Below are 23968 nucleotides of genomic sequence, written 5' to 3'. Positions count from 1 at the left end.
TCCCGCATTCGTTTGCGGCGTCCGGCATTTGGCGATGGCGTTCGCGGTGAAAATGTGAAACCATCCGGCGCAGGTTAGTCGAAGGAAATGAGGACTGTAGGGCAAGGCATTCAACAGGGGAGAAACTGCTATGCGAAATCCCGTCGTCACGGCCGTCACCGCCGCATCGTTCGCCGTCAGCCAGCTTGCCGTTCCGGCCTTTGCCCAGACGACTTACCCCTATCCGCCGCCAAGCGGATCGGCGGGATATGACCGGGATTATGCGGGCACGATCCGCTGCGAGTCCCGGAACAACCAGCGGCAGCGCTGCAAGGTCAAGACCAGCAATCGCGTCGAGCTGGTCCGGGTGATCGGCGGGCGCTGCTCGAAAGGACGCGACTGGGGTTTCGACGCCAATCAGATATGGGTTTCGGGTGGGTGCCGCGCCGAATTTCGCTACGGCTATTCGAGCGGGGGCTCCTATCCCGATCGCGATTATGCCGGGACGCTCCGCTGCGAGTCGCGCAACAATCGCTACGAACAATGCAATGTCCAGACGAATGGGCGCGTCGAATTGCTCCGCAAACTCGGCGGCAAATGCAACGCCGGGCGCCAATGGGGGTATGACGCGAACCTGATCTGGGTGACGAACGGCTGCCGCGCCGAATTCGGCTATGGCTACGCCAATCTCGCGCCGCTGCCCGGCCCGAAACCCGAAAAAGACAAAGGGCCGAGCACCGGCCTGATCATCGGCGGCATCGTCGTTGCCGGCGGGTTGCTCGCTTTGCTTGCAAGCCAGAAAAAGAAGAAGGACGACGGCAGCACGCAGGAAAGTACATCGCCGCCGGCCGCGAGCGGCCCCGCGACGCTCAGTGCCGACCTCTCCGGTCTCCCGAGCGCTTCGCGTTCGTCGGTGCAGAATTGCATGAACGACGCCGCACGGCAGATCGGCGCAACCGGCGGAACGCGGCTGTCCTACGACAAGCTCGTCTCATTGGAGCAGGGCAACGGCGGCTGGCGCATCCGCGCTGCGATGACCGCGACCTATCCCGACGGCGCGAAATCGCTCGAAATGTATTGCCGCGCGACGCCGAGGGAGATCGTTCAGCTCGATTTTAACTGAGGAGCGGCGTCAGGAATGCGTTGGCGCCGGCTTCGGGGTGGGAGCGGCCGTTGAAGGATGGCGCTGCTTTCCCCTCCCGCCTGCGGGAGGGGAGATAGAGTGTCGCCTTTCGGTCGCAATCAGCCCTTAACCCAGCGCTTCCTCGACCTGACCCAGCCGGTCCTTGCCGAAGAACATCTCGTCCCCGACGAAGAAGGTCGGGATGCCGAACACGCCGCGCGCGACCGCGGCCTCGGTGTTGGCGGCGAGTTTTGCCTTGATCTCGGGTTCCTGCGTGCGCGCGAGCAGTGTGGGGCCGTCGAAGCCGCTTGCCGAGAGAAAGGCCGCGGCGACCTCGGGATCGTCCATCTTGAGGCCGTCTTCCCACATCGCGCGGTTCACCGCATCGACATAGTCGTCGAGAATGCCCTCGTCCTCGGCGACGATCGCGCCGCGCATGATGAGGAGCGTGTTCACCGGGAAATGCGGGTTGAGGCGGAATTTGGTAAGGCCGTGCTTCGCGATGAAGCGCCGCATTTCCAGATTTTCATAAGCGAGCTTCGCGGGCGCGTCGGCATATTGGACCATCGGCGCCTTGTTGCCCGTCGCCTTGAAGATGCCGCCGAGCAGGCATGGCGTGATGACCAGGTCGGCGCCCGTGCGATCGAGCAGTTCGGGCAGCACCTTCAGCGTCAGATAGGCGTTGGGGCTGCCGAAGTCGAAAATGAGTTCGAGAGTCTTGGTCATGCTTCAAATCCTTTCCCTTCTCCCCTTGCGGGAGAAGGATAGGGAGCCTTATCGCGAAGCGATTAGGCGGACTTGGATGAGGGGTTGCGAGCAAAGCTCGCGCGATCCCGCGGATCGCATACCCCTCACCCAGCTATGACTAGGCGGCAGAGCCGCCAAGTCTCCGCAACCCTCTCCCGCAAGGGGAGAGGGAATTTCCATCACCATTTTTCTCCCCATGGGCGAAGATCCAGTTCGTGCGTCCACGCGCTTTTGGGCTGTTTGTGGAGCATCACATAATTGGCGGCGATCGCTTGCGGACTCAGGATCAGATCCTGCGCCTTGGCATGATCGAAATCGGGATGGCGGCCCTTGATGAACTCGGTGTCGATCGCGCCGTCGATCACGACATGCGCGACGTGGATGCCCTGCGGCCCCAGTTCGCGCGCCATCGACTGCGCGAGCATCCGCAGCGCCGCCTTGGCGCCCGAGAAGGCCGCGAAGCCCGATCCGCCGCGCAGGCTGGCGGTCGCGCCGGTGAAAAGGATGGTGCCGCGGCGGCGTGGGGTCATGCGCTTCGCCGCCTCACGGCCCATCAGGAAGCCGCCGAGGCAGGCCATTTCCCAAACCTTGGTGAAGACGCGGGTGGTGGTTTCCGCGATCGGGAAATTCACATTGGCGCCGATATTGAACACCGCGACCTCGACCGGGCCGACCTCTGCCTCGACGCGATCGAACAGGGCGATCATCGCGTCCTCGTCGCGGGCATCACCGGGAAAGGCGCGCGCTTGGTGCCCGTCATCGCGGATCGACTGCGCGAGCGTTTCGAGCGCGTCGGCATTGCGTTCGCGGCGGTTGACGCAGGCGGTGAGCCCCTCGACGGCGAAGGCGCGCGCGATCGCGCCGCCCGTGGCGTCGCCGGCGCCGATGATGACGGCTGCGGACATAAGCGAATCTCCTCTTGCGGGCGATAGTAACTATGATAATCATAGTGACAAGGGATTTCTTTCTTCGTCACCCCCGCGAAGGCGGGGATCCAGCTTGATGGATCGACGAAAGCGTGGAAGCTGGACCCCCGCCTTCGCGGGGGCGACGAAAAAACGGGATAAGCGAAATGCCCAAGCGCGCCGATCTGTCGGATACCTATTGCCCCGTCGGCCGGTCGGCCGAGCTGCTCGGCGACCGCGCGGTGCTGCTGATCCTGCGCGATCTGTTCTTCGGGCGGCGGCGGTTCGAGGCGATCGCGGCGAACACCGGACTCGGCCCGCAGCTCGTTTCGGCGCGGCTCAAGCGGCTGGTCGCCGAGGGGGTGGTCGAGCGCCACGCCTATCAGGAGCGGCCGCCGCGCCATGAGTATCGCCTGACCGCCAAGGGCAAGGATCTGTTCGATGTCCTCTATGCGATGCGCAACTGGAGCGAGCGCTGGGCCTATGCCCCCGGCGAGACGGGGGGCGGGCCGGCAATGCGCTACACGCATCGCGCCTGCGGCACCGATGTCGGGACGGCGACGGTCTGTCCGGGTTGCGGCGAACCGCTTCGCTATGGCGATTTGAAGGGGGAGCCTTCGGCGGCGCTCAAGGCCGAACAGGCGGCGCGGGGCGGGTAATCGAGATTGTCATTGCGAGGAGCCGAAGGCGACGCGGCAATCTCCAGCTATCGGCCTTCGCACAAAGGCCGATAGCTGGAGATTGCTTCGCTCCGCTCGCAATGACGCGGAAATCGTGAGAGGGGGTTACGCCTTTTCCAGCGTGCACTGAAGCGGGTGCTGGTTCTGCCTTGCGGCGTCCATCACCTGGGTGACCTTGGTTTCGGCGACCTCGTAGCTGAAGACGCCGCAGACGCCGACGCCCTGCTGGTGGACGTGGAGCATCACCTGCGTCGCGCGTTCGATGTCCATGTTGAAGAAGCGCTGCAGCACCATCACGACGAACTCCATCGGCGTGTAATCGTCGTTGAGCAGCAGCACCTTGTACATCGACGGCTTCTTGGGCTTCGCGCGTGTGCGCGTCGCGATGCCGACGCCGGGGGTGCCGGACGTATCGTCATCCTTGCCCGCCATGGCGCGGACGATGTGAGGAATGGAGGCGGGAAGCATCATCATCGGGAATATCGCAAGCCGGGGCGGAATCGCAAGAGGGCGGGTGTCGGCATTTTTACCGATTGTTCGCCATGCGGTTTCTGCAAAAGCAAGAACCGCCCGCTTCCGGGGAGGAAGCGAGCGGTCTTGGGATGTCGGCGCGGACGGGGAGAGGAGGGGGGAAGGCCCGCGCCAACGGGAAGAGGAAAGCCTTAGGCTGCCTTCATCTTCGAGGTGATGACCGACACGCGGTTCGAGATCGGCGCGAAGCTGTCGTTCGTCAGCTTGACGACGAGTTCGCTGGTCTTCGAGGTCTGCGCGACAGCGGCGTCGAACGCCTTCTTGCTGTTCTCGGCATAAAGCTTGAAGAATTCGGTCGGCGACTTGACGGCGGTGTAGCCCTTCAGCGCGGCCGACGTGTCCTCAAAGCTCTTGCGAGCGAAGGCGACGCCTTCCTGGCCGAGGGTTTCGATGCCCTTCGCGGCGATCTTGCCGGCTTCGACGAGCGCTTCGACGTTCGCCTTGTTGAATTCGACGGCTTCCTCGGCAAGCTTGCTCGACTTGGCGAGCGCTTCCTTCGAGCGTTCCTGGAAGTCGGCGGTCAGCGCTTCGGCGCGGGTCTTGGCGTCTTCGGCGAACTTCTTGACGGTGTCGTTCATGGTCTTGAATCCTTTGGCGGCGGCGGCAACCGGCTTCGGTGCGGCCTTGGTCTTGGGGGCAATAGTCTTTGCGGCCGCGTTCTTGGGAGCGACCTTCTTCGCTGCCGGCTTTGCGGCTTTCTTTTGGACCGGCTTGGCCTTCGCCGCGACGGTCTTGGTCTTCACGGGCGCCGCGGCAGGGGCGGCAACGGCCGGCACGACGGGAGCGGCCACCGGCTTGGCGGCGGTTTCCAGCGTCGCGGCTTCGAAAGCCTTTTCGGCACTATCCATCTTGGTAGCCATCGGGACAACTCCTTTATGTTGCAGTGCACAATATAGGAGTGGATCGGCGATTTCAAGAGAAAAATTGTGCAGTGCACAAAAATAATCGGAGTGCCGGCCCGAAAGCGCTATAAAGCCCGGATATTACCGTTGTTTGACGTAACGTCCGGGGGCGTCCTCGATCGCCTTTCTGGCGCCCTTGCCGGGGATGCGCGCGCCTTTGGCGGGCGCTTTCGCGCTGTCCTGTTCGGCAATCCAGCCGATCCAGTGCGGCCACCAGCTTCCCTTGGTCTCGGTCGCGCCCGCGACGAAGTCTCCCAGCGTCGCGGCGTCGTTGTCGCCGGTCCAATATTGATATTTGCCCGCGGCGGGCGGGTTGACCACGCCCGCGATATGGCCCGCGCCCGCGAGCAGGAAGGTCTTCGGCCCCGCCAGATGATCCATCAGCCGCCAGACGCTGGCGAGCGGCGCGATATGATCCTCGCGCCCCGCCTGGATATAGGCGGGCGTCCTGATCTTCTTGAGGTCGATCGGGGTGCCCATCACCGACAGGCTGTTCGGGATCACCAAGCGGTTGTCGCGGTAGAGATCGACCAGATATTGCCGGTGCCACTTGGCGGGCAGGTTGGTGACGTCGCCGTTCCAGTAGAGCAGGTCGAAGGGCGGATAGTCGTTGCCGAGCAGATAATTGCCGACGACATAATTCCAGATCAGGTCGCGCCCGCGCAGGCTGTTGAAGGTCGCGGCCATGTAGCGGCCGTCGAGGAAGCCGCCCGCGGACAACTGCTGGAGCAGCGCGAGATATTGATCGTCGACGAACATCTTGAGGTCGCCCGCGAGCTCGAAATCGACCTGCGCGGTGAAGAAGGTCACCGACTTCACCTTGTCGGCCTCGCCGCGCGCCGCGAGCATCGCGAGCGTCGCGGCGAGCGTCGTGCCCGCGACGCAATAGCCGATGCTGTGGACATGCGGCACGTCCAGCAACTCGCGCACCGTGTCGATCGCGTCGACCTGCGCCGCGATATAATCGTCCCAGACGATTTCGCTCATCGACGCGTCGGCCGACTTCCACGACACCATGAACACGGTCAGCCCCTGTTCGACCGCCCAAGCGACGAAGCTTTTCGCGGGATTGAGGTCGAGAATGTAGAAGCGGTTGATCCACGGCGGGAAGATGACGAGCGGGACGGTGAAGACGTCCTTCGTCGTCGGCGCATATTGGATGAGCTGGTAAAGGTCGGTTTCGTGGATCACCTTGCCCGGTGTCGTCGCGATATTGCGCCCGACCTCGAACGCATCGGGATCGACATGGCTGAGCTGCCCGCGCGCAAGGTCGGTCAGCATATGCTTCAGGCCCTTGAGCAGGCTCTCGCCGCGGGTCTCGACCGCGCGCCGGATGACCTCGGGATTAGTGATCGCGAGATTGGTGGGTGACAGCGCCTCGGTCATGCTCTTCGCCGCGAACTCCATCTTGGCGCGGGCGTGCTCGTCGAGCCCGGCCATCGTGCGGGTCGTCGTCAGCAACTGGTCGGCGAGCAGGCCATAGGTCTGCCGGATCAGCGCGAAGGCCGGGTTCTGCGTCCAGTCGGGGTCGGCGAAACGCTTGTCCTTCGGCGCGTCGGTGGCGGCGGCGGCGGCCGCGAAGGGCGGCTTCAGCGCGGTCAGCGAGGTCCAGAAGGCGGCGCCCTGTTCCCACATTTTCGCCGATTGCTCGGCCCATGCCTGCGTCGTCGGATTCTGCAGCCAGCTTGCGGGATCGAACAGGCTCGCCGTGGCGCCGTTGCCCTCGGTCGCCTGAGCCATCGCATAGTCGAGCATCATCTGCTGCGCACGGCCCATGACGCTCGCCCAATGCTGCATGTCCTCGGGCGACGGCATGAAGGGATTCGGCGCTTCGGTCGTCTCGTCCTTACCGGTATCGCTCATGCTCGTTCCTGCTGGTCAGTGCGGATATAATGCCTATAACAAGCCGCGATGCGGCTGGCGAGATTGCCGCTCGCGTCAACCTGCTCATAACGAAAAGGAGTTGTTCTAGTTTCCCATGTCCGAAGATGAATTCTATCGCATCAAGCGCCTGCCGCCCTACGTCATCGCCGAAGTCAATGCGATGCGTGCGGCCGCCCGCGCCGCGGGCGAGGACATCATCGACCTGGGGATGGGCAACCCCGACCTGCCGCCGCCCGCGCATGTGATCGAAAAGCTCTGCGAAGTGGCGATGAAGCCCGACGCGCACGGCTATTCGCAGTCGAAGGGCATTCCCGGCCTCCGACGCGCGCAGGCCAATTATTACGGCCGCCGCTTCAACGTCGACCTCGACCCCGAGACCGAGGTGGTGGTGACGATGGGGTCGAAGGAAGGGCTCGCCAGCCTCGCGACCGCGATCACCGGCCCCGGCGACGTCGTGCTCGCGCCGAACCCCAGCTATCCGATCCACACCTTCGGCTTCATCATCGCCGGGGCGACGATCCGTAGCGTGCCGACGACCCCCGACGAGAATTACTGGCGCGCGCTCGACCGCGCGATGGCCTTCACCGTGCCGCGCCCGTCGATCCTTGTCGTCAACTATCCGTCGAACCCGACCGCCGAGGCGGTCGACCTTGCCTTCTACGAACGCCTTGTCGCCTGGGCGAAGGAGAACAAGGTCTGGGTATTGTCGGACCTCGCCTATTCGGAGCTTTATTACGACGGCAACCCGACGCCTTCGATCCTGCAGGTGCCGGGCGCGAAGGACGTCGCGATCGAATTCACCTCGATGTCGAAGACCTATTCGATGGCGGGCTGGCGCATGGGCTTCGCGGTCGGCAACAAACGGCTGATCGCGGCGATGACGCGGGTGAAGTCCTACCTCGATTATGGTGCCTTCACCCCGATTCAGGCCGCGGCCTGCGCCGCGCTCAACGGCCCGCAGGACATCGTCGCGAAGAACCGCGAACTCTATCAGAAGCGCCGCGACGTGATGGTCGAGAGCTTCGGCCGCGCCGGCTGGGAGATTCCGAGCCCGCCTGCATCGATGTTCGCCTGGGCACCGCTGCCCCCCGCGCTCAAGGAGATGGGCAGCCTGGAGTTTTCCAAGCAGCTCCTGACCCACGCCAAGGTCGCGGTCGCGCCGGGCGTCGGCTATGGCGAGGACGGCGAAGGCTATGTCCGCATCGCGATGGTCGAGAATGAGCAGCGCATCCGGCAGGCCGCGCGCAACGTGCGCAAATTCCTGGCGATGCACGGCGTCAACACGCCCTCGGTCGCGGCCGGCGGCGGGGGCTGATGGCGGCATCCGCGATCGGCGCCATCGCGCAGACGATCCAGCTCTCGGTCACGCCGGTCTTTCTGCTGGTGGCGACCGGGAGTCTGCTCAACGTCTTCACCGGGCGGCTCGCGCGCGTCGTCGACCGGTCGCGGGCGCTGATGGATCGCTGGGCGAACAGCGCGGGCCCCGAGCATGAGCGCATCGTCGCCGAACTGCGCGTGGTCGACCGCCGCATCAAGGTGATCAACAATTCGATCGGCGCGGCGGTCGCGTGCGGCATCGTCGTCTGCCTGCTCGTCGCCCTGCTGTTCACTCAGGCGTTCACCGGGCTCGACCTGAATGTCGCGGCGGCCTGGGTGTTCGTGGTCGCGACGCTGTTGCTGCTTGCGTCGCTGATCCTGTTCCTGATCGAGGTGCGGCTGGCGATCCGTACCATCCATGTGCCGATGGAATTGCTCGAGCTCGAGGAAGCGGGCTGGCGCGAGCGCGAGCGCCGCCGCTGACCCGATCAAAAGGGCGGGTCGACCTTGGCCCGCTGCGCCGCGGCGGCGTCGATCCACCAGCCGAGATCGTCGGCGAAGCGCGGAAAGGCGCGTTCGAGCCGCACGCCGTCCTCGCCCGTCGGTCGGCCCTCGGCATCGAAGGCGCCGCCGATGCGCGCGAGACCGAGCGGGGTCGATGTGACGACCATCCCCATCGCACCCAGCGTCGTCCGCCACGCGGTGGCCGAGCGCACGCCCGCGAAGGGCCCGGCCGAATAGGAAGCGATGGCGGCGGGGCGCCAGGCGAATTCGGGCAGATAATGGTCGACGAGATTCTTGAGTCCCGGTTGCAGCCCGCCATTATATTCGCCGACGACGAAGATGAAGCCGTCCGCGGCGGCGATCGTCGCGGCGAGCGCGGCCATGGCGGCGGGGGCCTCGCCCGCCGGGTAATCGCTGTGCCGCCGGTCGAGGATCGGCAGGCCGACGGCCTGCGCGTCGATCAGTTCGCCCCGGTCGCCGCGCGCCGCGAGGGCGTCGACGATCGAGCGCGCGAGCTTGATACCCTGCCGGTCGCGGCGATAGCTGCCATAGAAAACGAGAATGTGGCGTGCCATGCGAAAAACTCCGGTTCAGGGGCGGATGGTGATCGGGGTGCCGTCGGGCACGCGATCCCATAGCTGCTTTATCTCGGCGTTGGACAGCGCGATGCAGCCGTCGGTCCAGTCGCGCGCGATCGGCAGGCCGGGCCGCCCGTTCGGCTGGCCGTGGATGAAGATGTCGCCGCCCGGCGAACGGCCGCGCGCCTTCGCATAGGCGCGGTCGGCGGCATTGGGATAGGAGATGCGCAGCGACAGATGATAGCGGCTGTTCGGATTGCGTCCGCTGATCCGATAGTCGCCCTCGGGCGTGCGCTCGTCGCCTTCGAAACGCTTGTGCCCGATCGGGGCGTCACCGAAGCGGATATTGGTATAGCGCACGACCTCCCGGCCCTTTGCATAGCCGATCAGCACGCGGTCGCTCTTGTCGACGAGCAGCCGGTCGACCGTCGTCCCGGCGGAAAGCGGCGGCTGCGCATGGGCGGTGCCGCAGGCGATGAGAAGCAGCGAGAAGGCAGCGGCGGTGCGCATCGCGCCACTTTAACGCATCGCCCTGCATGGACAAGCGCCGCGCGCTGACTAAGCTGTTTGCGGGGAGAGGGGGAATATATGCGGATTTATCGCACACCGGACGCGCGCTTCGCGGGGCTGCCGGACTGGCCTTATGCGCCGAAATATGCCGAGATCGCGGGCGGGCTTCGCGTTCATTATGTCGATGAAGGCGCCGCCGATGCCCAGCCGGTGCTGATGCTGCATGGCGAACCGACCTGGTGCTATCTTTACCGCCACATGATCGGGCCTGCGGTCGAGGCGGGTTTTCGCGTCGTCGCGCCCGACCTGATCGGCTTCGGCCGTTCGGACAAGCCGCTCGACCGTTCGGACTACAGCTATGCCGCCCAAGTCGCGTGGATGCGGGCGTTGATCGAGGCGCTCGATCTTCGGAACATGATCCTCGCCTGTCAGGACTGGGGTTCGCTGATCGGCCTCCGCCTCGTCGCCGAAATGCCCGAGCGCTTTGCCGGGGTTGCGCTGGCGAACGGCGGATTGCCCGAGGGGCAGCCGGCACCGCGCGCCTTTGCGATCTGGCGGGCCTTCTCGCGCTACAGCCCGGTCTTTCCGATCGGCCGGATCGTCAAGGCGGGCGCGAAGCGCGAATTGAGCGCGGCCGAGGTCGCGGCCTATGACGCGCCGTTCCCGACGAAAGCGTCGAAGGTCGCGGCGCGTATCTATCCGTCGTTCGTGCCGCTCGGCGATAATGTCGCAGTGCCCGACCAGCAGCGCGCCTGGGCGGCACTGGAACGGTTCGACAAGCCGTTCCTCTGCTGCTTTTCCGATGGCGATCCGATCACCCGGGGCGGCGATGCGCCGTTCCTCGGCCGGGTGCCTGGGACGGCGGGCATGCCGCACCGGACGCTGCACGGCGGTCATTTCATTCAGGAGGACGACCCCGCGGGCTTCGTCGCGGCGATCCGCGATGTTGCGGCCGCGGGCGTCAATCGCTGAACGGATCGCGGATCAGGATCGTGTCCTCGCGCTCGGGGCTGGTCGAGACGAGCGCGATCGGGGTTTCGATCAGTTCCTGCACGCGCTGGATATATTTGACCGCCTGCGCGGGAAGGTCGGCATAGCTGCGCGCGCCCGCGGTCGATTCGTGCCAGCCGTCCATCTCTTCGTAGATCGGCTCGACCTCGGCCTGGTCGGCGGCGTGGCTGGGGAAATAATCGAGGATCTTGCCGCGCAGGCGATAGCCGGTGCAGATGCGGATCGTGTCGAAGCCATCGAGCACGTCGAGCTTGGTGAGCGCGATGCCGGTGACGCCCGACACCGCGCAGCTCTGGCGCACCAGCACCGCGTCGAACCAGCCGCAGCGGCGCTTGCGGCCGGTGACGGTGCCGAATTCATGCCCGCGCTCGCCGAGCTGCTGGCCGGTCGCGTCTTCCAGTTCGGTGGGAAAAGGCCCGCTGCCGACGCGCGTCGTATAGGCCTTGGCGATGCCGAGCACGAAGCCGACCGCCGAGGGACCGAGCCCCGATCCCGCCGCCGCGGTGCCGCTGACCGTGTTCGAGCTGGTGACGAAGGGATAGGTGCCGTGATCGACGTCGAGCAGCACGCCCTGCGCGCCTTCGAACAATATGCGCGCGCCGGCCTTGCGCACCTTCTTGAGGCGCTTCCACACCGGCTGGGCATATTCGAGCACATAGTCGGCGATCTCGGCGAGGTCGGCCTTCAGTCGCTCGCGGTCGATCGGCGGCTCGCCGAAGCCGGCGCGCAGCGCGTCGTGATGCGCGGTCAGGCGGTCGATCTGCGGGTCGAGCTTGTCGAGGTGCGCAAGGTCGCAGACGCGGATCGCGCGGCGACCGACCTTGTCCTCATAGGCGGGGCCGATGCCGCGTCCGGTGGTGCCGATCTTGCCCGCGCCCGCCGCAGTCTCGCGAAGCGCGTCGAGGTCGCGGTGAAAGGGCAGGATCAGCGCGCAATTGTCGGCGATTGCGAAATTGTCGGCGTTGATCACAACGCCCTGGCCGCGCAGCTTGGAGATCTCGTCGCGCAGCGCCCAGGGATCGAGGACGACGCCGTTGCCGACGATCGACAGCGTCCCGGTGACGATACCCGAGGGGAGCAGCGACAGCTTGTAGGTCTGATCGCCGACGACGAGCGTATGGCCGGCGTTATGGCCGCCCTGGAAACGGACCACCGCGTCGGCGCGGCTGGCGAGCCAGTCGACGATCTTGCCCTTGCCCTCGTCGCCCCATTGCGACCCGATGACGGTGACATTTGCCATGATGCTGTCCTGCTGAACCGGGCCCGAAAACGCAGAGCGGAAGCCCGGCGCGGCCTTAGCGGATTTGAACGGAGAGGCAAGGGTGGTGGTGCAGAGAGGCGCAGCTCAATTTCTTTCGTCATTGCGAGCCCTTCGACTGCCTTGCAGGCGCTCAGGATGAACTGCGCGAAGCAATCCAGAGCGGGTTTAAGCCGCTCTGGATTGCTTCGCCCGGCGTTGCCGGGCTCGCAATGACGTGGTTTAAGGGCGCAATGACGAACCCCGACGCTCCCTATCACGCCCATATCTATTACGATCCCGCCGAACGGCCCGTCGCTACGGCGCTGCGCGATGATTTCGGCCGCGACCCCGCGATCCTGCTCGTCGGTCCGATGATCGATGCGCCCGTCGGGCCGCATCCGATCGCGCAATATGAGGTGCATTTCCTCGCTGCGGCGCGTGCGGCTGTTGTCGCGGCGATCGAAGCGACCGGACTGCGCGCGCTGGTTCATCCGCTGACCGACGACGATCTTGCCGATCATACCAGCCTCGCGCACTGGATCGGCACGCCGGTCGAACTCGATGTGACCGTGCTGGATCCGCTGGGCGCCAATCAGGGAATTCCGCGGTTCGGAGTATCGGATTTCTAGACCTCGATCGGCCCGTCCGGTCCCAGCACGAACCCGCACACCAGCCGCTTCGCATCGTCGCCGTCGGACAGCGCCGCGACCGTCTGCCAGCCGTCGGCGCGCAGGCTCGCGGCGATGGCGGGGTCGTGGCCAAGGGGAAGGAAAATGCGGCGCTCGGCGCCATTCTCGCTGCCGAGCCCTTCGTCGATGAGCGGGTCGGGATAAAGCGAAAAGCCGACTGCGGGCTCTTCCTCGGTCTCGCCGACCGGGATCGCATAGCCGCCGCCGCGGCCGATCGCGTCGCCCTGGCCGGGGACGAAAATCTGGAAGCCGAACCAGCTTTGATAGGCGAAGCCGTGGCGTTCGGTCGGGTCGAGCGTCAGGCTGGCACGGCCGCGCGCCGGCGCGGCAATCGCCTCGAGCGCGTCGATTCGTGCCGCGAGGACGCCGGTAGTGTCGAAGGCGCGGAGGTCGGCGAGCGCCTGGTCGAAGGGGCCGGCAGCGCGGAGCAGCGGCAGCCATGCCTCGGCGCCGAGGCGGACGAGCGCGCCCGCATCCTTCGCGTCGAGCGCGTCGCGCAGGCTCTCGACGCTCGCCGCGACCGGAAGCGGGCCGCTCGCGAGCAGGTCGACGACGTCGGGCAGGGTGAAATCGATGGTGACGGGACCGATGCCAGCCGCCTCCAAGGCGTCGATCGCGACGGTGACGATCTCGCGCGCCGCGGCGACGCTGTCGCTGCCGATCAGTTCGGCGCCGACCTGCAGCATCTCGCGCGCCGGACGAAGCTGGCTCGCGCGCAGTTTTACAATCTGTCCGGCGTAGCAGAGGCGTAGCGGGCGTGGTGCGCTCTTGAGCAGCGAGGTGGCGATGCGGCCGACCTGTCGCGTGATGTCGGGGCGCAGCGCGAGCGTGCGCTGCGACACCGGATCGGTAAAGCGGAGCAGGTCGCGCGCGGTGCGGTCGTCATCGCCGCCGAGCGTCTCGCGAAACTCGGCGAGCGGCGGCGACACACGGCCATAGCCGTGCGCGCGCATCGCGTCGACGAGCGCGCGGATGACGCGCGACGCCGCCTCGGCCTGCGCGGGCAGGCGGTCGCGGAGCCCTTCGGGCAACAGGGCAGGAGCCTTGGTCATGGGGGTGGCCTTAGGCGGGTGGCGAGGGGGATTCAATATTTCTCCCCTCCCGCTTGCGGGAGGGGTCGGGGGAGGGCCTGTTTTTTCAAGCCGGACCCTCGACATGCCCTCCCCTAACCCCTCCCGCAAGCGGGAGGGGAACTGGGCGGATCAGAACTTCAGCCCCTTCACCGTCTTCACGCCGGGAAGCTGGCAGAGCTGCCACAGTAAGGGCTCGGGCATCGGCGAATCGAGGCTGAGCAGCAGCACGGCTTCGCCGCCCGCGGCGCGGCGGCCGAGGTGGAAGGTGCCGATGTTGAGCCCCGCTTCGCCGAGTGCAGTGCCGATGCGGCCGATGAAGCCCGGCGCGTCCTCGTTGACGATGTAGAGCATGTGGCCGTCGAGGTCGGCCTCGACCTTGATCCCGAACATCTCGACGAGGCGCGGGTCGCCGTTGCTGAACAGCGTGCCCGCGACCGAGCGGTCGCCGTCGCTGGTCGCCACGGTGACGCGGACGAGGGTGTGATAGTCGCCGTCGCGGTCATGGCGAACCTCGCGCACGTCGAGGCCCCTTTCGCGCGCGAGGTGCGGAGCGTTGACCATGTTCACGCTGTCCGAATAGCGGCGCATCAGGCCGGTGAGCACCGCGGCGGTGATCGGCTTGAGGTTGAGCTCGGCCGCCGCGCCCTCGACCTCGACCGAGATGGTGGTGAGGTTGTCGTGCGCGAGCTGGCCGACGAGGCTGCCGAGCTTTTCGGCGAGGCTCATATAGGGGCGCAGCTTCGGCGCTTCCTCGGCCGAAAGGCTCGGCACATTGAGTGCGTTGGTGATGCCGCCGGTCAGCAGATAGTCCGAAATCTGCTCGGCCACCTGGATCGCGACATTGACTTGCGCTTCGTCGGTCGAAGCGCCGAGGTGCGGCGTACAGATGAAGTTCGGGGTGCTGAACAGCGGATGGTCGGCCGCCGGCGGTTCGGTCGCGAAGACGTCGAGCGCCGCGCCCGCGACATGGCCGCTGTCGAGCGCCTCTTTCAGCGCCGCCTCGTCGATCAGCCCGCCGCGCGCGCAGTTGATGATCCGCACGCCCTTCCTGGTCTTGGCGAGATTTTCCTTCGACAGGATGTTCCGCGTCTGGTCGGTCAGCGGCGTGTGCAGCGTGATGAAATCGGCCTTCGCCAGCAGCGTGTCGAGGTCGGCCTTTTCGACGCCGAGCTCGACCGCGCGCTCGGGGGTCAGGAAGGGGTCGAAGGCGACGACCTTCATGCGCAGACCCAGCGCGCGCTCGGCGACGATGCTGCCGATATTGCCGCAGCCGATCAGGCCGAGCGTCTTCGAGGTGAGCTCGACGCCCATGAAGTCGTTCTTCGGCCATTTGCCTGCCTGTGTCAGCGCATTGGCTTCGGGAATCTGGCGCGCGAGCGCGAACATCATCGCGACCGCATGTTCGGCGGTGGTGATGCTGTTGCCGAAGGGGGTGTTCATCACGATGACACCCTGCTTCGACGCCTCGGGAATGTTGACGTTATCGACGCCGATGCCGGCGCGGCCGACGACCTTGAGGTTCGTCGCAGCGGCGAGCACCTCGGGCGTGACCTTGGTGGCCGAGCGGATCGCAAGGCCGTCATAATCGCCGATGATCGCGATCAGCTCTTCCTTGGTCTTGCCGGTGATCTCGTCGACCTGGATGCCGCGCTCCTTGAAGATCGCGGCCGCCTTGGGGTCCATCTTGTCGGAAATCAGAACTTTGGGTGCGGTCATGTCACTGTTCCTCTACTCTCGTCATCCCCGCGAAAGCGGGGACCCAGTTCCAGCGTCAGCGATGGCAGCACTGGGTTCCCGCTTTCGCGGGAATGACGATGGAAATTATTTGCGGAGTTCGGTGTAAGCCCAGTCGAGCCAAGGCCCGAGCGCTTCGATATCGGCGGTATCGACGGTCGCGCCGCACCAGATGCGCAGCCCCGGAGGCGCGTCGCGATAGCCCGCGATGTCGTAAGCCGCGCCCTCCTTTTCGAGCAGCCCGGCGAATTTCTTGATGAAATCCGCGTCGGCGCCCGCGACCGACAGGCAGACCGAGGTCTTCGAGCGGCTGGCGGGATCGGCGGCGAGGTGGGAGAGCCAGTCGCGCTCCGCGACGATCGTGTCGAGCGCGGCGGCGTTGGCATCGCTGCGCGCTTTCAGCCCGTCGAGGCCGCTGAGCGACTTCGCCCATTCGAGCGCGAAGATCGCATCCTCGACCGCGAGCATCGACGGGGTGTTGATCGTCTCGCCCTTGAACACACCCTCGGCGAGCGCGCCCTTCGACATCAGGCGGAACACTTTCGGCAGCGGCCAGGCGGGGGTGTGGGTTTCGAGGCGTTCGACCGCGCGCGGGCCGAGGATCAGCACGCCGTGACCGCCTTCGCCGCCGAGCACTTTCTGCCAGCTGAAGGTCGCGACGTCGATCTTGTCCCACGGCAGGTCGTAAGCGAACACCGCGCTGGTCGCATCGGCGAAGCAAAGCCCCTCACGGTCTGAGGCGATCCAGTCGCCGTTCGGGACGCGAACGCCGCTGGTGGTGCCGTTCCAGGTGAAGAGGACGTCATTCGACCAGTCGACCTGCGTCAGGTCGGGAAGCTGGCCGTAATCGGCGCGGATGACGGTGGGATCGAGCTTGAGCTGCTTGGCGACATCGGTGACCCAACCTTCACCGAAGCTCTCCCACGCCAGCGTCGTGACCGGACGCGCGCCGAGCATCGTCCACATCGCCATTTCGAAGGCGCCGGTGTCGCTGCCCGGAACGATGCCGATGCGATGCGTGTCGGGGAGCTGCAGCATCTCGCGCATCAGGTCGATGCAGTACTGCAGGCGCGTCTTGCCGATCTTGGCGCGGTGCGAGCGGCCAAGCGATTCGGTGTTCAGTTTTTCGGTGGACCAGACCGGCGGCTTGGCGCAGGGACCGGAAGAAAAATAGGGGCGCGTCGGGCGCACCTGTGGCGTCGTCACTTCACTCATCATAGTCTCTCCTTGCAGAGAGCGCGCGCGGCGTTGGGACCGCGTGGCCCGGCGCCGCGTTTAGGGAGAGGGGCGTAACTGTCAAACAAAATGCGTAAGCCGCGCGAAATTTTCGACGAGCCGTAAAAAGGTATACGGCTTGTTAACGATATCGTCGGTATTTTGACGCCATGCCGATTCCGCTTTTCCTGAGGCCCCGAATCCTGTTTGCCGCGACCGCGATGCTCGCGCTAACCGCCTGTTTCGGCGCGCCCGAGGTGATGAAGCAGAGCGGCGGAAAACGGACGGCCACGACGACATCGACGCCCCAGCGTCCGCAGATCACGGGAACGCCGTCCTTCACCAGCGCCGAGGCGCAGCAATGCGCGTTCGACCTCCAGCAGGCCGGGGTGCGCTTCACCCCGCTGCCGAACCAGGATCATGGCGGCGGGTGCAGTTCGATCGATTCGGTGAAGCTGCTCGACATCGGCACGCCGGTGACGAACCTGGGACCGATGACCTGTCCGCTCGCGCGCAATTTCGCGGCCTGGGCGCGCTATGCGGTGAAACCCGCGGCGCGCCAGTATTTCAGGACCGAGGTCGTAAAGATCGAGACCTATGGCACCTACAGCTGCCGTAATATCTATGGCGGCCGTTCAGGCCGGTTGTCGCAGCACGCCTCTTCCAACGCGATCGACGTCGCGGGATTCGTGCTCGCCGACGGGCGGCGGATCATGCTCGACGGTGGGTGGAAGGGCGACAAGGCGTCGCAGGATTTTCTCCGCGCGCTTCACAAATCGGCGTGCCGCCGCTTTGGCACGGTGCTAAGCCCCGATTATAACGCGGCGCATTACAATCACTTCCATCTCGACATGAGCGGGAATGGTTATTGCCGTTGACGGACCGCCTGCCGCGCGGCTTCGCTGGCGATCTTTTGCCCTAACCATTGTTTTACTCGCGTGGCATAGACTGGGCGCATGGCGGACCCTGTCTTTTCCCGCGAGGCGCATGCCGCCTTCAGCGCGGCTTATCCCGGCGTGCCGACGCATCTGACGCACCAGATTGCCGGCCATCCGTTGCTGGAACTCGGTGCGTTGCAGCAGTTGGCCGGCCGGCTGCGCCGCGAAAGCCTGGAGCATAATGCGGCGGTCGATCTGCCGCTGGGCATTTCCAATGCCGATACGCCCGCCAACGGCCTGTCGGTGGAGGATACGATTGCGCAGATCGACCAATGCGGGTCGTGGGTCTTGCTCAAGACGATCGATCAGGATCCGGCCTATGCCGCGCTGATGCGCGAAGTGCTGGGCGAGATCGAGCCGCTGGTCGAATCGCGCACCGGCGCGATGATGCGGCTGGAGGGATTCATCTTCATCTCTTCACCGCGCGCGGTGACCTCGCTGCATTTCGACCCTGAATATAATATATTGTTCCAGGCGCGCGGCTCGAAGACGATGACGCTGTTCCCGACCGCCGATCCCGACATCATCGGCCAGCCCTTCTTCGAGCAATATTTTGCAGGGGGGCCGCGTAACCTGCCCTGGCGTGAGGAATGGGCGGCGCGCGGTCGGGCGATCGACATCGCGCCGGGCGAGGCGATCTATGTCCCGATCCTCGCGCCGCATTGGGTGCAGACGCACGACGCGGTTTCGGTATCGCTGTCGCTCACATGGCGCAGCGAATGGAGCTTTCACCATGCCGACGCCTGCCGGTTCAACCGCCGGTTGCGCGCGCGCGGGCTGAACCCGGCCGCGCCGCGCCTTTATCCGCGAAACAATCGCCTGAAATCCTATGCTCAGCGCGCGCTGACGCGGATCGAAGCGAGGTTTCCGTCCCGATAGCGACCCCCGGCTTGGCAAAGCCATGCGAAGCGAGTAGCCGCTCGCTAATGGCAAAAGACAAGCAACCCCATCGTTCGCGTTTCCACAAGGCAAAGGACGACGCGCAGTTCGCCAAGCAGGCGACCACCACTCCGCAGACCGCCGATCCGGCCTATAAGCTCGCCTTTCAGGACAAGGATTTCCTGCTGCGCGAGGATCTGCGCCCGGTGCGCTTTCAGCTCGAGTTGCTCAAGCCCGAGCTTCTGCTCGACGAGGCGAAGATCGAGTCGACGCTGGTCATCTATGGCTCGGCGCGCATTCCCGAGCCGCAGGCCGCCGACGGACTCGAAGCCGCGGCGACCGACGACGTCCAGCGCAACATCGCCCGCCACCTCAAGGCCAAGGCCAAATATTATGACGAGGCGCGCAAGCTTGCGCGGCTCGCGAGCCAGGTGCCGTGCGACGAGGACGGCTGCCGCCACTTCGTCGTCTGTTCGGGCGGCGGGCCGTCGATCATGGAGGCCGCGAACCGCGGTGCCGCCGACGAGGGGCGCGAGTCGATCGGCCTCAACATCGTGCTGCCGCACGAGCAGGCGCCGAACCGCTATGTGACCCCGTCGCTGAGCTTTCAGTTCCACTATTTCGCGCTTCGCAAGATGCACTTCCTGCTTCGCGCGCGTGCGGTCGCGGTCTTTCCCGGCGGTTTCGGCACCTTCGACGAGATGTTCGAGCTGCTGACGCTGATCCAGACGGGCAAGATCAAGCCGATCCCCATCGTGCTGTTCGGCAAGACATTCTGGAACCGCGTCGTCAATTTCGAGGCACTGGTCGAGGAAGGCGTCGTCAGCGCCCGCGACCTCAATCTGTTCCAGTTCGTCGAGACCGCCGAAGAGGCGTGGAAGATCATCCAGGAGTTTTACGCGAACGCCGAACATTCCTCTCAATAGAGGTGGACGGGCGGCCGGGCGCCCTTCCATTTCTCTGCGCCATCCGCGGATGCCGCGCGAACCTCATTCTTCGTTTCCGCGCCGCCGCGCGAACCCGATTCCTGCCTCAACCCTTGACAAATGGTGCGCCGCATTGCCTTAGGCGCGGCCATAAATCACGTTCGCGTGATATTTTCCAATCACTGAAAGACGATCGAAATGCACGCCTATCGCACCCATAATTGCGGCCAGCTTCGCGCCGGGGATGTCGGCCAGAATGTCCGCGTTTCGGGCTGGGTGCATCGCAAGCGCGACCATGGCGGGCTGCTCTTTGTCGACCTGCGCGACCATTACGGGTTGACGCAGATCGTCGCCGACAGCAGCGATGCGGCGTTCGCGACCCTCGACGGCCTGCGCGCCGAAAGCGTCGTGACGATCACGGGCGACGTCGTCGCACGCTCGGCGGAGACGGTGAACGCGGGCCTGCCGACCGGCGCGATCGAAGTGCGCGCGCGGGACGTTTCGGTCCAGTCGATGGCGGCCGAGCTGCCGATGCCGGTCGCGGGCGATCAGGACTATCCCGAGGATATCCGCCTGAAATACCGCTTCCTCGACCTGCGCCGCGATCGTCTGCACAAGAATATCCTGCTGCGCTCGAACGTCATCGCGTCCTTGCGCCGCCGCATGGTCGATCAGGGCTTCACCGAATATCAGACGCCGATCCTGACCGCTTCGTCGCCCGAAGGCGCGCGCGACTATCTGGTGCCCAGCCGTGTCCATCCCGGCAAATTCTACGCGCTGCCGCAGGCACCGCAGATGTTCAAGCAACTCCTCATGGTCGCAGGCTTCGACCGCTATTTCCAGATCGCGCCCTGCTTCCGCGACGAGGATGCGCGCGCCGACCGTAGCCCGGGCGAATTCTATCAGCTCGATTTCGAGATGAGCTTCGTCACGCAGGATGATGTGTTCAATGCGATCGAGCCCGTGCTCGCGGGTGTATTCGAGGAGTTTGCGAACGGCCGGTCGGTGACCCCGGCGGGTTCGTTCCCGCGCATTCCGTATCGCGAATCGATGCTGAAATACGGCAACGACAAACCCGACCTGCGCAATCCGCTGATCATCACCGACGTGTCGTCGCATTTCACGGGATCGGGCTTCGGTCGCTTCGCCGACATCGTCGCGGCGGGCGACGTGGTGCGCGCGGTCCCGGCGCCGGGGACGGCAGACAAGAGCCGCAAATTCTTCGACGACATGAACAGCTGGGCGCAGGGCGAGGGTTTTGCCGGCCTTGGCTATGCGACGCGCAAGGGCGGCGAATGGGGCGGCCCGATCGCCAAGAACCATGGCCCGGAGAAGATGGACGCGCTTGCCGCCGAACTCGGCCTCGGCCCCGACGACGGGCTGTTCTTTGCCGCGGGCAAGGAAGCCGTGGCGGCGAAGCTCGCGGGCTTTGCCCGCACTCGCGTCGCCGAGCAGCTCGACCTGATCGATGCGAACAAGTTCGAGATGTGCTGGATCGTCGACTTCCCGATGTTCGAGGCCGACGAGGACACCGGCAAGATCGATTTCAGCCACAACCCGTTCAGTATGCCGCAGGGCGAGCTCGAAGCGCTCGAGACGAAAGACCCGCTCGATATCCTCGCCTGGCAATATGACATCGTCTGCAACGGCGTCGAACTCTCGTCGGGCGCGATCCGGAACCATCGGCCGGACATCATGTACAAAGCGTTCGAGATCGCGGGCTATAGTCAGGCCGATGTCGACAGCAATTTCGCGGGCATGATCAACGCCTTCAAATATGGCGCGCCGCCGCACGGTGGTTCGGCGCCGGGGGTCGATCGCATCGTCATGCTGCTCGCCGACGAGCCGAACATCCGCGAGGTCGTCGTCTTCCCGATGAACCAGAAGGCCGAGGATCTGATGATGGGCGCCCCGGCGCCGGTCAGCGAGAAGCAGCTCAAGGAACTGAGCATCCGCCTGGTGGACGGGCCGAAGGGCTGAACTTGGGTCAAGCGTCTGCCTCATTTTTTCGTCATCCCGGCGAAGGCCGGGATCTTGCCGGTGCGTCCGGTCGAGACGGTGAGATCCCGGCCTTCGCCGGGATGACGATTTAGATGGGGCAACCTCGGGAACACCGGATCGCGACGGCGGGCGGCGATATCTGCTGGTTCGAGTGGGGCGCGCCGGGGGCGGGGGCTTCGGTGCTGCTGCTCCATGCGACCGGCTTCCATGCCCGGCTGTGGGATCAAGTCGTTGCCGCCCTGCCCGCGGGAACGCACGTCATCGCGCCCGATCATCGCGGCCATGGGCGCAGCTTCAAGCCCATCTCGCTCGCGGACTGGACCGGCAATGCCGCGGCGCTGCTGCCGCTTGTCGATCGTTTCGCGGGGACGCCGCTGGTCGGCTGCGGACACAGCATGGGGGGATATGTGCTGACCCGGCTCGCCGCCGAGCGGCCTGATGCCTTTCGCCATCTGATTCTCGTCGACCCGGTGATCATGGATCCCGGCCTCTATCGGGGGCAGGATGCGCTGCCGGTACCCGATCCGGCCGAGCATCCGGTCGCGCGCCGCCGCAACATATGGGCGAGCGCCGGGGAGATGCGGGCGCGTTTTGCCGATCGTCCGCCCTACAGTCGCTGGGAGCCGCAGGTACTCGCCGATTATTGCGACCATGGCCTGCTGCCTGCAGCGTCGGGCGAGGGCTATGAACTCGCCTGTCCGCCGGCGCTCGAAGCTTCGATGTACCAGAATGCGCTGCGCACCGACCCGCACGCCTGGCTCGACGATGTGGCAACACCGGTGACGCTGGTCCGCGCGCCGACGGGCGAGCGCGGCGACGCGATGGATTTTTCGCAGAGCCCGACCTGGACCGGCCTGGGTCCGGCGCTCCATGCCGAGCGCGACGAACTCTGGGACGAACACAGCCATTTCATCCCGATGGAAGCGCCGGGGCGCGTCGCCGAGCTGATCGCCGCCACGCTTTGACGCGTCCGGCTGTGCCGGAACCGGACATAATGCATCGCCCGCTTGGTTCGGCGCCCGCGACTGGATAGGAAGGCGCGATGACCATCTCGCTCTCCGACTATGAAACCGGCGCCAAATATGACGGCGACTATGGCAAGGATCTCGCGGCGCTCGAGGATCGGCTCGAACGATTGCAGGCGGCACATATCACCCACCGCCAGCGCAGCGTCATCATGCTCGAGGGCTGGGACGCGGCGGGGAAGGGCGGGATCATCCAGCGGCTGACCGCGTCGCTCGACCCCCGCTATTTCGAGGTATGGCCGATCGGCGCGCCGAGCGAGGAGGAGAAGGCGCGTCATTTCCTCTGGCGCTTCTGGAAGCGATTGCCCGGCAACCGCGAAATCTCGATCTTCGACCGGAGCTGGTACGGCCGCGTCCTCGTCGAACGCGTCGAGGGCTTCGCGACCGAAGCCGAATGGCGCAAGGGCTATGACGAGATCAACGAATTCGAGGCGCAATTGACCGGCAGCGCCACGCATCTTGTCAAGCTGTTCGTCCACATCACGCAGGATGAGCAGGACAAGCGCTTCGCCGACCGGCTGAACGACCCGTGGAAGCGCTGGAAGACCGGTGCCGAGGATTATCGCAACCGCGCGAAGCGCAAGGATTATCTCGCCGCGATGGACGAGATGTTCCAGCAGACCGACACGCGCTGGGCGCCGTGGAAGGCAATCGACGGCAACAACAAGAAGGCCGCGCGCATCGCCGCGCTCACCCATATCGCCGAAACGCTGGAGGCCGCGGTGCCGATGACGCCGCCCGATCTCGATCCCGCGGTGGTCAAGCTGGCGCACAAGGCGTTCGGTTACGAGGCGAAAGACTAGCTTTTTGGGCCGCCCTGCCTAGCCATCGCGCCTCCCAATCGCTACATGCACCCGCATGAGCCGCGCCAAGAGATCCGACGACTGGGGTTTCCCCCGCTGGCGCCCCTATGGTTCGTCGCGTGAAACGCAGAAGGTTCGGCTGTGCGACCGCCACGGTTGTACCAACCCCGGCAACTGCCCCGCGCCCAAATCGCCGAACAGCCCCGAACGCTGGTATTTCTGCGAAACCCACGCTGCCGAATATAATCGCGGCTGGGACTATTTCGCCGGCCTGTCCGCCGAGGATGCCGCCGAACGCGCGGCGGAGGAAGCGCGCGGCGCGCGCAGTTACGCCCGCGCGCAGCATTATGCCTGGGGCGGATCGGGCGACGGCAGCCGCAGCGCCGACGAGATGCGCGCACTGGAAATACTCGACCTCGAGCCCGACGCTGATTTCGAGGCGACGAAAAAGGCGTGGCGTAACCTGGCAAAGGAATGCCACCCCGACGTCAAACCCGGCGATGCCGAGGCCGCGAAGCGTTTCGCCGCGGGGCAGGCAGCGTTCGAGGTGCTCAAGCAGGCCGAAGAGCGGAAGAGCTGGAAGCCGGCCTGACAAGTCGCGCGCTGAGTGTCGCGGCGCTGGTCGTTTTCCGAAAAAAATTTGACGGGCTGTCACGTTCATCGGTCATCGGCATCCAATTCCCCGTTCCACGACGTGGACAGCGCGTGAAGCTGAAGGGGAAGGAACTATGCGAAAGACCATTGCGGTGCTCGCGGGCGCAATATTGACGACAT

The 23968-nt window shown here is 65.4% G+C and carries 24 protein-coding genes; 13 read left to right on the top strand and 11 right to left on the bottom strand.

Annotated features, from left to right (window positions below; translation table 11 throughout):
• Positions 1-130 precede the first annotated feature (130 nt).
• On the top strand, positions 131-1102 hold the full coding sequence (locus tag NP825_RS11510) for a DUF3011 domain-containing protein (RefSeq protein ID WP_257543513.1): 972 nt from the start codon (positions 131-133) through the stop codon (positions 1100-1102).
• Between the two features lie 126 nt (positions 1103-1228).
• Here NP825_RS11510 and NP825_RS11505 read toward each other — a convergent pair whose 3' ends face one another.
• Both NP825_RS11505 and NP825_RS11500 read right to left on the bottom strand, forming a co-directional pair.
• Positions 1229-1828, bottom strand: coding sequence for a 2-hydroxychromene-2-carboxylate isomerase (locus tag NP825_RS11505; RefSeq protein WP_257543511.1), 600 nt, complete (start codon positions 1826-1828; stop codon positions 1229-1231).
• A gap of 200 nt (positions 1829-2028) precedes the next feature.
• On the bottom strand, positions 2029-2754 hold the full coding sequence (locus NP825_RS11500; protein ID WP_257543509.1) for an SDR family oxidoreductase: 726 nt from the start codon (positions 2752-2754) through the stop codon (positions 2029-2031).
• Positions 2755-2921: 167 nt separating this feature from the next.
• Between NP825_RS11500 and NP825_RS11495 the strand changes: the two genes are divergently transcribed.
• Entirely contained in the window at positions 2922-3413 is a 492-nt protein-coding gene (locus tag NP825_RS11495) for a helix-turn-helix domain-containing protein (protein WP_257543507.1), read from the top strand.
• Between the two features lie 126 nt (positions 3414-3539).
• Here the strand turns inward: NP825_RS11495 and clpS are convergent, their stop codons facing one another.
• From clpS to NP825_RS11480, 3 genes are all read right to left on the bottom strand, one after another.
• Positions 3540-3905, bottom strand: a complete 366-nt coding sequence (gene clpS, locus NP825_RS11490; RefSeq protein ID WP_257543505.1) for an ATP-dependent Clp protease adapter ClpS — start codon at positions 3903-3905, stop codon at positions 3540-3542.
• 191 nt (positions 3906-4096) lie between these two features.
• Positions 4097-4825 (bottom strand): phasin family protein, encoded by a 729-nt coding sequence (locus NP825_RS11485; protein WP_257543503.1) that lies wholly within the window; start codon positions 4823-4825, stop codon positions 4097-4099.
• A 123-nt stretch (positions 4826-4948) separates the two neighbouring features.
• Positions 4949-6730 (bottom strand): alpha/beta hydrolase, encoded by a 1782-nt coding sequence (locus NP825_RS11480; protein ID WP_257543501.1) that lies wholly within the window; start codon positions 6728-6730, stop codon positions 4949-4951.
• Between the two features lie 115 nt (positions 6731-6845).
• Here NP825_RS11480 and NP825_RS11475 point away from each other — a divergent pair, with 115 nt between their 5' ends.
• Together NP825_RS11475 and NP825_RS11470 are read left to right on the top strand one after the other, a co-directional pair.
• Positions 6846-8066, top strand: a complete 1221-nt coding sequence (locus NP825_RS11475) for an LL-diaminopimelate aminotransferase (protein WP_257543499.1) — start codon at positions 6846-6848, stop codon at positions 8064-8066.
• Positions 8066-8551, top strand: a complete 486-nt coding sequence (locus NP825_RS11470; RefSeq protein WP_257543497.1) for a DUF2721 domain-containing protein — start codon at positions 8066-8068, stop codon at positions 8549-8551. Before NP825_RS11475 ends, NP825_RS11470 begins: the two co-directional genes overlap by 1 nt.
• A gap of 5 nt (positions 8552-8556) precedes the next feature.
• On the opposite strand, the gene NP825_RS11465 is transcribed toward NP825_RS11470, so the two are convergent.
• Together NP825_RS11465 and NP825_RS11460 are read right to left on the bottom strand one after the other, a co-directional pair.
• On the bottom strand, positions 8557-9147 hold the full coding sequence (locus tag NP825_RS11465) for an NADPH-dependent FMN reductase (protein WP_257543495.1): 591 nt from the start codon (positions 9145-9147) through the stop codon (positions 8557-8559).
• A 15-nt stretch (positions 9148-9162) separates the two neighbouring features.
• Positions 9163-9660, bottom strand: coding sequence for a murein L,D-transpeptidase family protein (locus NP825_RS11460; protein ID WP_257543493.1), 498 nt, complete (start codon positions 9658-9660; stop codon positions 9163-9165).
• A 78-nt stretch (positions 9661-9738) separates the two neighbouring features.
• Here NP825_RS11460 and NP825_RS11455 point away from each other — a divergent pair, with 78 nt between their 5' ends.
• Positions 9739-10632: a haloalkane dehalogenase gene (locus NP825_RS11455; RefSeq protein WP_257543491.1), complete on the top strand. Its 894-nt coding sequence runs from the start codon at positions 9739-9741 to the stop codon at positions 10630-10632.
• Here NP825_RS11455 and NP825_RS11450 read toward each other — a convergent pair.
• Positions 10622-11911, bottom strand: coding sequence for an adenylosuccinate synthase (locus tag NP825_RS11450; RefSeq protein ID WP_257543489.1), 1290 nt, complete (start codon positions 11909-11911; stop codon positions 10622-10624). The two genes, NP825_RS11455 and NP825_RS11450, sit on opposite strands and share 11 nt — an antisense overlap.
• Before the next feature lie 251 nt (positions 11912-12162).
• On the opposite strand from NP825_RS11450, the gene NP825_RS11445 reads away from it, so the two are divergent.
• On the top strand, positions 12163-12540 hold the full coding sequence (locus tag NP825_RS11445; RefSeq protein ID WP_257543487.1) for a DOPA 4,5-dioxygenase family protein: 378 nt from the start codon (positions 12163-12165) through the stop codon (positions 12538-12540).
• On the opposite strand, the gene NP825_RS11440 is transcribed toward NP825_RS11445, so the two are convergent.
• From NP825_RS11440 to NP825_RS11430, 3 genes are all read right to left on the bottom strand, one after another.
• Positions 12537-13652, bottom strand: a complete 1116-nt coding sequence (locus NP825_RS11440; RefSeq protein WP_257543485.1) for an ATP phosphoribosyltransferase regulatory subunit — start codon at positions 13650-13652, stop codon at positions 12537-12539. The two genes, NP825_RS11445 and NP825_RS11440, sit on opposite strands and share 4 nt — an antisense overlap.
• Positions 13653-13802: 150 nt before the next feature.
• Positions 13803-15389: a phosphoglycerate dehydrogenase gene (serA, locus tag NP825_RS11435; RefSeq protein ID WP_257543483.1), complete on the bottom strand. Its 1587-nt coding sequence runs from the start codon at positions 15387-15389 to the stop codon at positions 13803-13805.
• A gap of 105 nt (positions 15390-15494) precedes the next feature.
• Positions 15495-16622, bottom strand: coding sequence for a phosphoserine transaminase (locus tag NP825_RS11430; RefSeq protein ID WP_257543481.1), 1128 nt, complete (start codon positions 16620-16622; stop codon positions 15495-15497).
• 170 nt (positions 16623-16792) lie between these two features.
• Between NP825_RS11430 and NP825_RS11425 the strand changes: the two genes are divergently transcribed.
• The 7 genes from NP825_RS11425 to NP825_RS11395 all read left to right on the top strand — a co-directional run bounded on the left by NP825_RS11425 (position 16793) and on the right by NP825_RS11395 (position 23786).
• Positions 16793-17500 (top strand): extensin family protein, encoded by a 708-nt coding sequence (locus tag NP825_RS11425; protein WP_257543479.1) that lies wholly within the window; start codon positions 16793-16795, stop codon positions 17498-17500.
• Positions 17501-17578: 78 nt separating this feature from the next.
• Positions 17579-18439, top strand: coding sequence for a cupin-like domain-containing protein (locus tag NP825_RS11420; protein ID WP_257543477.1), 861 nt, complete (start codon positions 17579-17581; stop codon positions 18437-18439).
• A 47-nt stretch (positions 18440-18486) separates the two neighbouring features.
• Positions 18487-19365, top strand: a complete 879-nt coding sequence (locus tag NP825_RS11415) for an LOG family protein (protein ID WP_257543475.1) — start codon at positions 18487-18489, stop codon at positions 19363-19365.
• 198 nt (positions 19366-19563) lie between these two features.
• Positions 19564-21345: an aspartate--tRNA ligase gene (aspS, locus tag NP825_RS11410; protein WP_257543473.1), complete on the top strand. Its 1782-nt coding sequence runs from the start codon at positions 19564-19566 to the stop codon at positions 21343-21345.
• Between the two features lie 113 nt (positions 21346-21458).
• Positions 21459-22331: an alpha/beta fold hydrolase gene (locus NP825_RS11405; protein ID WP_257543471.1), complete on the top strand. Its 873-nt coding sequence runs from the start codon at positions 21459-21461 to the stop codon at positions 22329-22331.
• A gap of 77 nt (positions 22332-22408) precedes the next feature.
• Positions 22409-23194, top strand: a complete 786-nt coding sequence (locus tag NP825_RS11400; protein ID WP_257543469.1) for a polyphosphate kinase 2 family protein — start codon at positions 22409-22411, stop codon at positions 23192-23194.
• Positions 23195-23249: 55 nt separating this feature from the next.
• Positions 23250-23786, top strand: coding sequence for a J domain-containing protein (locus NP825_RS11395; protein WP_257543467.1), 537 nt, complete (start codon positions 23250-23252; stop codon positions 23784-23786).
• The last annotated feature ends 182 nt before the right edge of the window (positions 23787-23968 follow it).

The organism is Sphingopyxis sp. DBS4 (assembly GCF_024628865.1).
GTDB lineage: Bacteria > Pseudomonadota > Alphaproteobacteria > Sphingomonadales > Sphingomonadaceae > Sphingopyxis.
The sequence above is the reverse complement of the archived record's forward strand: the minus strand, read 5'-3'. Positions and strand labels throughout refer to the sequence as shown.

Coding starts and splice junctions, on each gene's coding strand:
- NP825_RS11510 (WP_257543513.1), top strand. CDS start 131: ATGCGAAATCCCGTCGTCACGGCCGTCACCGCCGCATCGTTCGCCGTC.
- NP825_RS11505 (WP_257543511.1), bottom strand. CDS start 1,828: ATGACCAAGACTCTCGAACTCATTTTCGACTTCGGCAGCCCCAACGCC.
- NP825_RS11500 (WP_257543509.1), bottom strand. CDS start 2,754: ATGTCCGCAGCCGTCATCATCGGCGCCGGCGACGCCACGGGCGGCGCG.
- NP825_RS11495 (WP_257543507.1), top strand. CDS start 2,922: ATGCCCAAGCGCGCCGATCTGTCGGATACCTATTGCCCCGTCGGCCGG.
- clpS (WP_257543505.1), bottom strand. CDS start 3,905: ATGATGCTTCCCGCCTCCATTCCTCACATCGTCCGCGCCATGGCGGGC.
- NP825_RS11485 (WP_257543503.1), bottom strand. CDS start 4,825: ATGGCTACCAAGATGGATAGTGCCGAAAAGGCTTTCGAAGCCGCGACG.
- NP825_RS11480 (WP_257543501.1), bottom strand. CDS start 6,730: ATGAGCGATACCGGTAAGGACGAGACGACCGAAGCGCCGAATCCCTTC.
- NP825_RS11475 (WP_257543499.1), top strand. CDS start 6,846: ATGTCCGAAGATGAATTCTATCGCATCAAGCGCCTGCCGCCCTACGTC.
- NP825_RS11470 (WP_257543497.1), top strand. CDS start 8,066: ATGGCGGCATCCGCGATCGGCGCCATCGCGCAGACGATCCAGCTCTCG.
- NP825_RS11465 (WP_257543495.1), bottom strand. CDS start 9,147: ATGGCACGCCACATTCTCGTTTTCTATGGCAGCTATCGCCGCGACCGG.
- NP825_RS11460 (WP_257543493.1), bottom strand. CDS start 9,660: ATGCGCACCGCCGCTGCCTTCTCGCTGCTTCTCATCGCCTGCGGCACC.
- NP825_RS11455 (WP_257543491.1), top strand. CDS start 9,739: ATGCGGATTTATCGCACACCGGACGCGCGCTTCGCGGGGCTGCCGGAC.
- NP825_RS11450 (WP_257543489.1), bottom strand. CDS start 11,911: ATGGCAAATGTCACCGTCATCGGGTCGCAATGGGGCGACGAGGGCAAG.
- NP825_RS11445 (WP_257543487.1), top strand. CDS start 12,163: ATGACGAACCCCGACGCTCCCTATCACGCCCATATCTATTACGATCCC.
- NP825_RS11440 (WP_257543485.1), bottom strand. CDS start 13,652: ATGACCAAGGCTCCTGCCCTGTTGCCCGAAGGGCTCCGCGACCGCCTG.
- serA (WP_257543483.1), bottom strand. CDS start 15,389: ATGACCGCACCCAAAGTTCTGATTTCCGACAAGATGGACCCCAAGGCG.
- NP825_RS11430 (WP_257543481.1), bottom strand. CDS start 16,622: ATGAGTGAAGTGACGACGCCACAGGTGCGCCCGACGCGCCCCTATTTT.
- NP825_RS11425 (WP_257543479.1), top strand. CDS start 16,793: ATGCCGATTCCGCTTTTCCTGAGGCCCCGAATCCTGTTTGCCGCGACC.
- NP825_RS11420 (WP_257543477.1), top strand. CDS start 17,579: ATGGCGGACCCTGTCTTTTCCCGCGAGGCGCATGCCGCCTTCAGCGCG.
- NP825_RS11415 (WP_257543475.1), top strand. CDS start 18,487: ATGGCAAAAGACAAGCAACCCCATCGTTCGCGTTTCCACAAGGCAAAG.
- aspS (WP_257543473.1), top strand. CDS start 19,564: ATGCACGCCTATCGCACCCATAATTGCGGCCAGCTTCGCGCCGGGGAT.
- NP825_RS11405 (WP_257543471.1), top strand. CDS start 21,459: ATGGGGCAACCTCGGGAACACCGGATCGCGACGGCGGGCGGCGATATC.
- NP825_RS11400 (WP_257543469.1), top strand. CDS start 22,409: ATGACCATCTCGCTCTCCGACTATGAAACCGGCGCCAAATATGACGGC.
- NP825_RS11395 (WP_257543467.1), top strand. CDS start 23,250: ATGAGCCGCGCCAAGAGATCCGACGACTGGGGTTTCCCCCGCTGGCGC.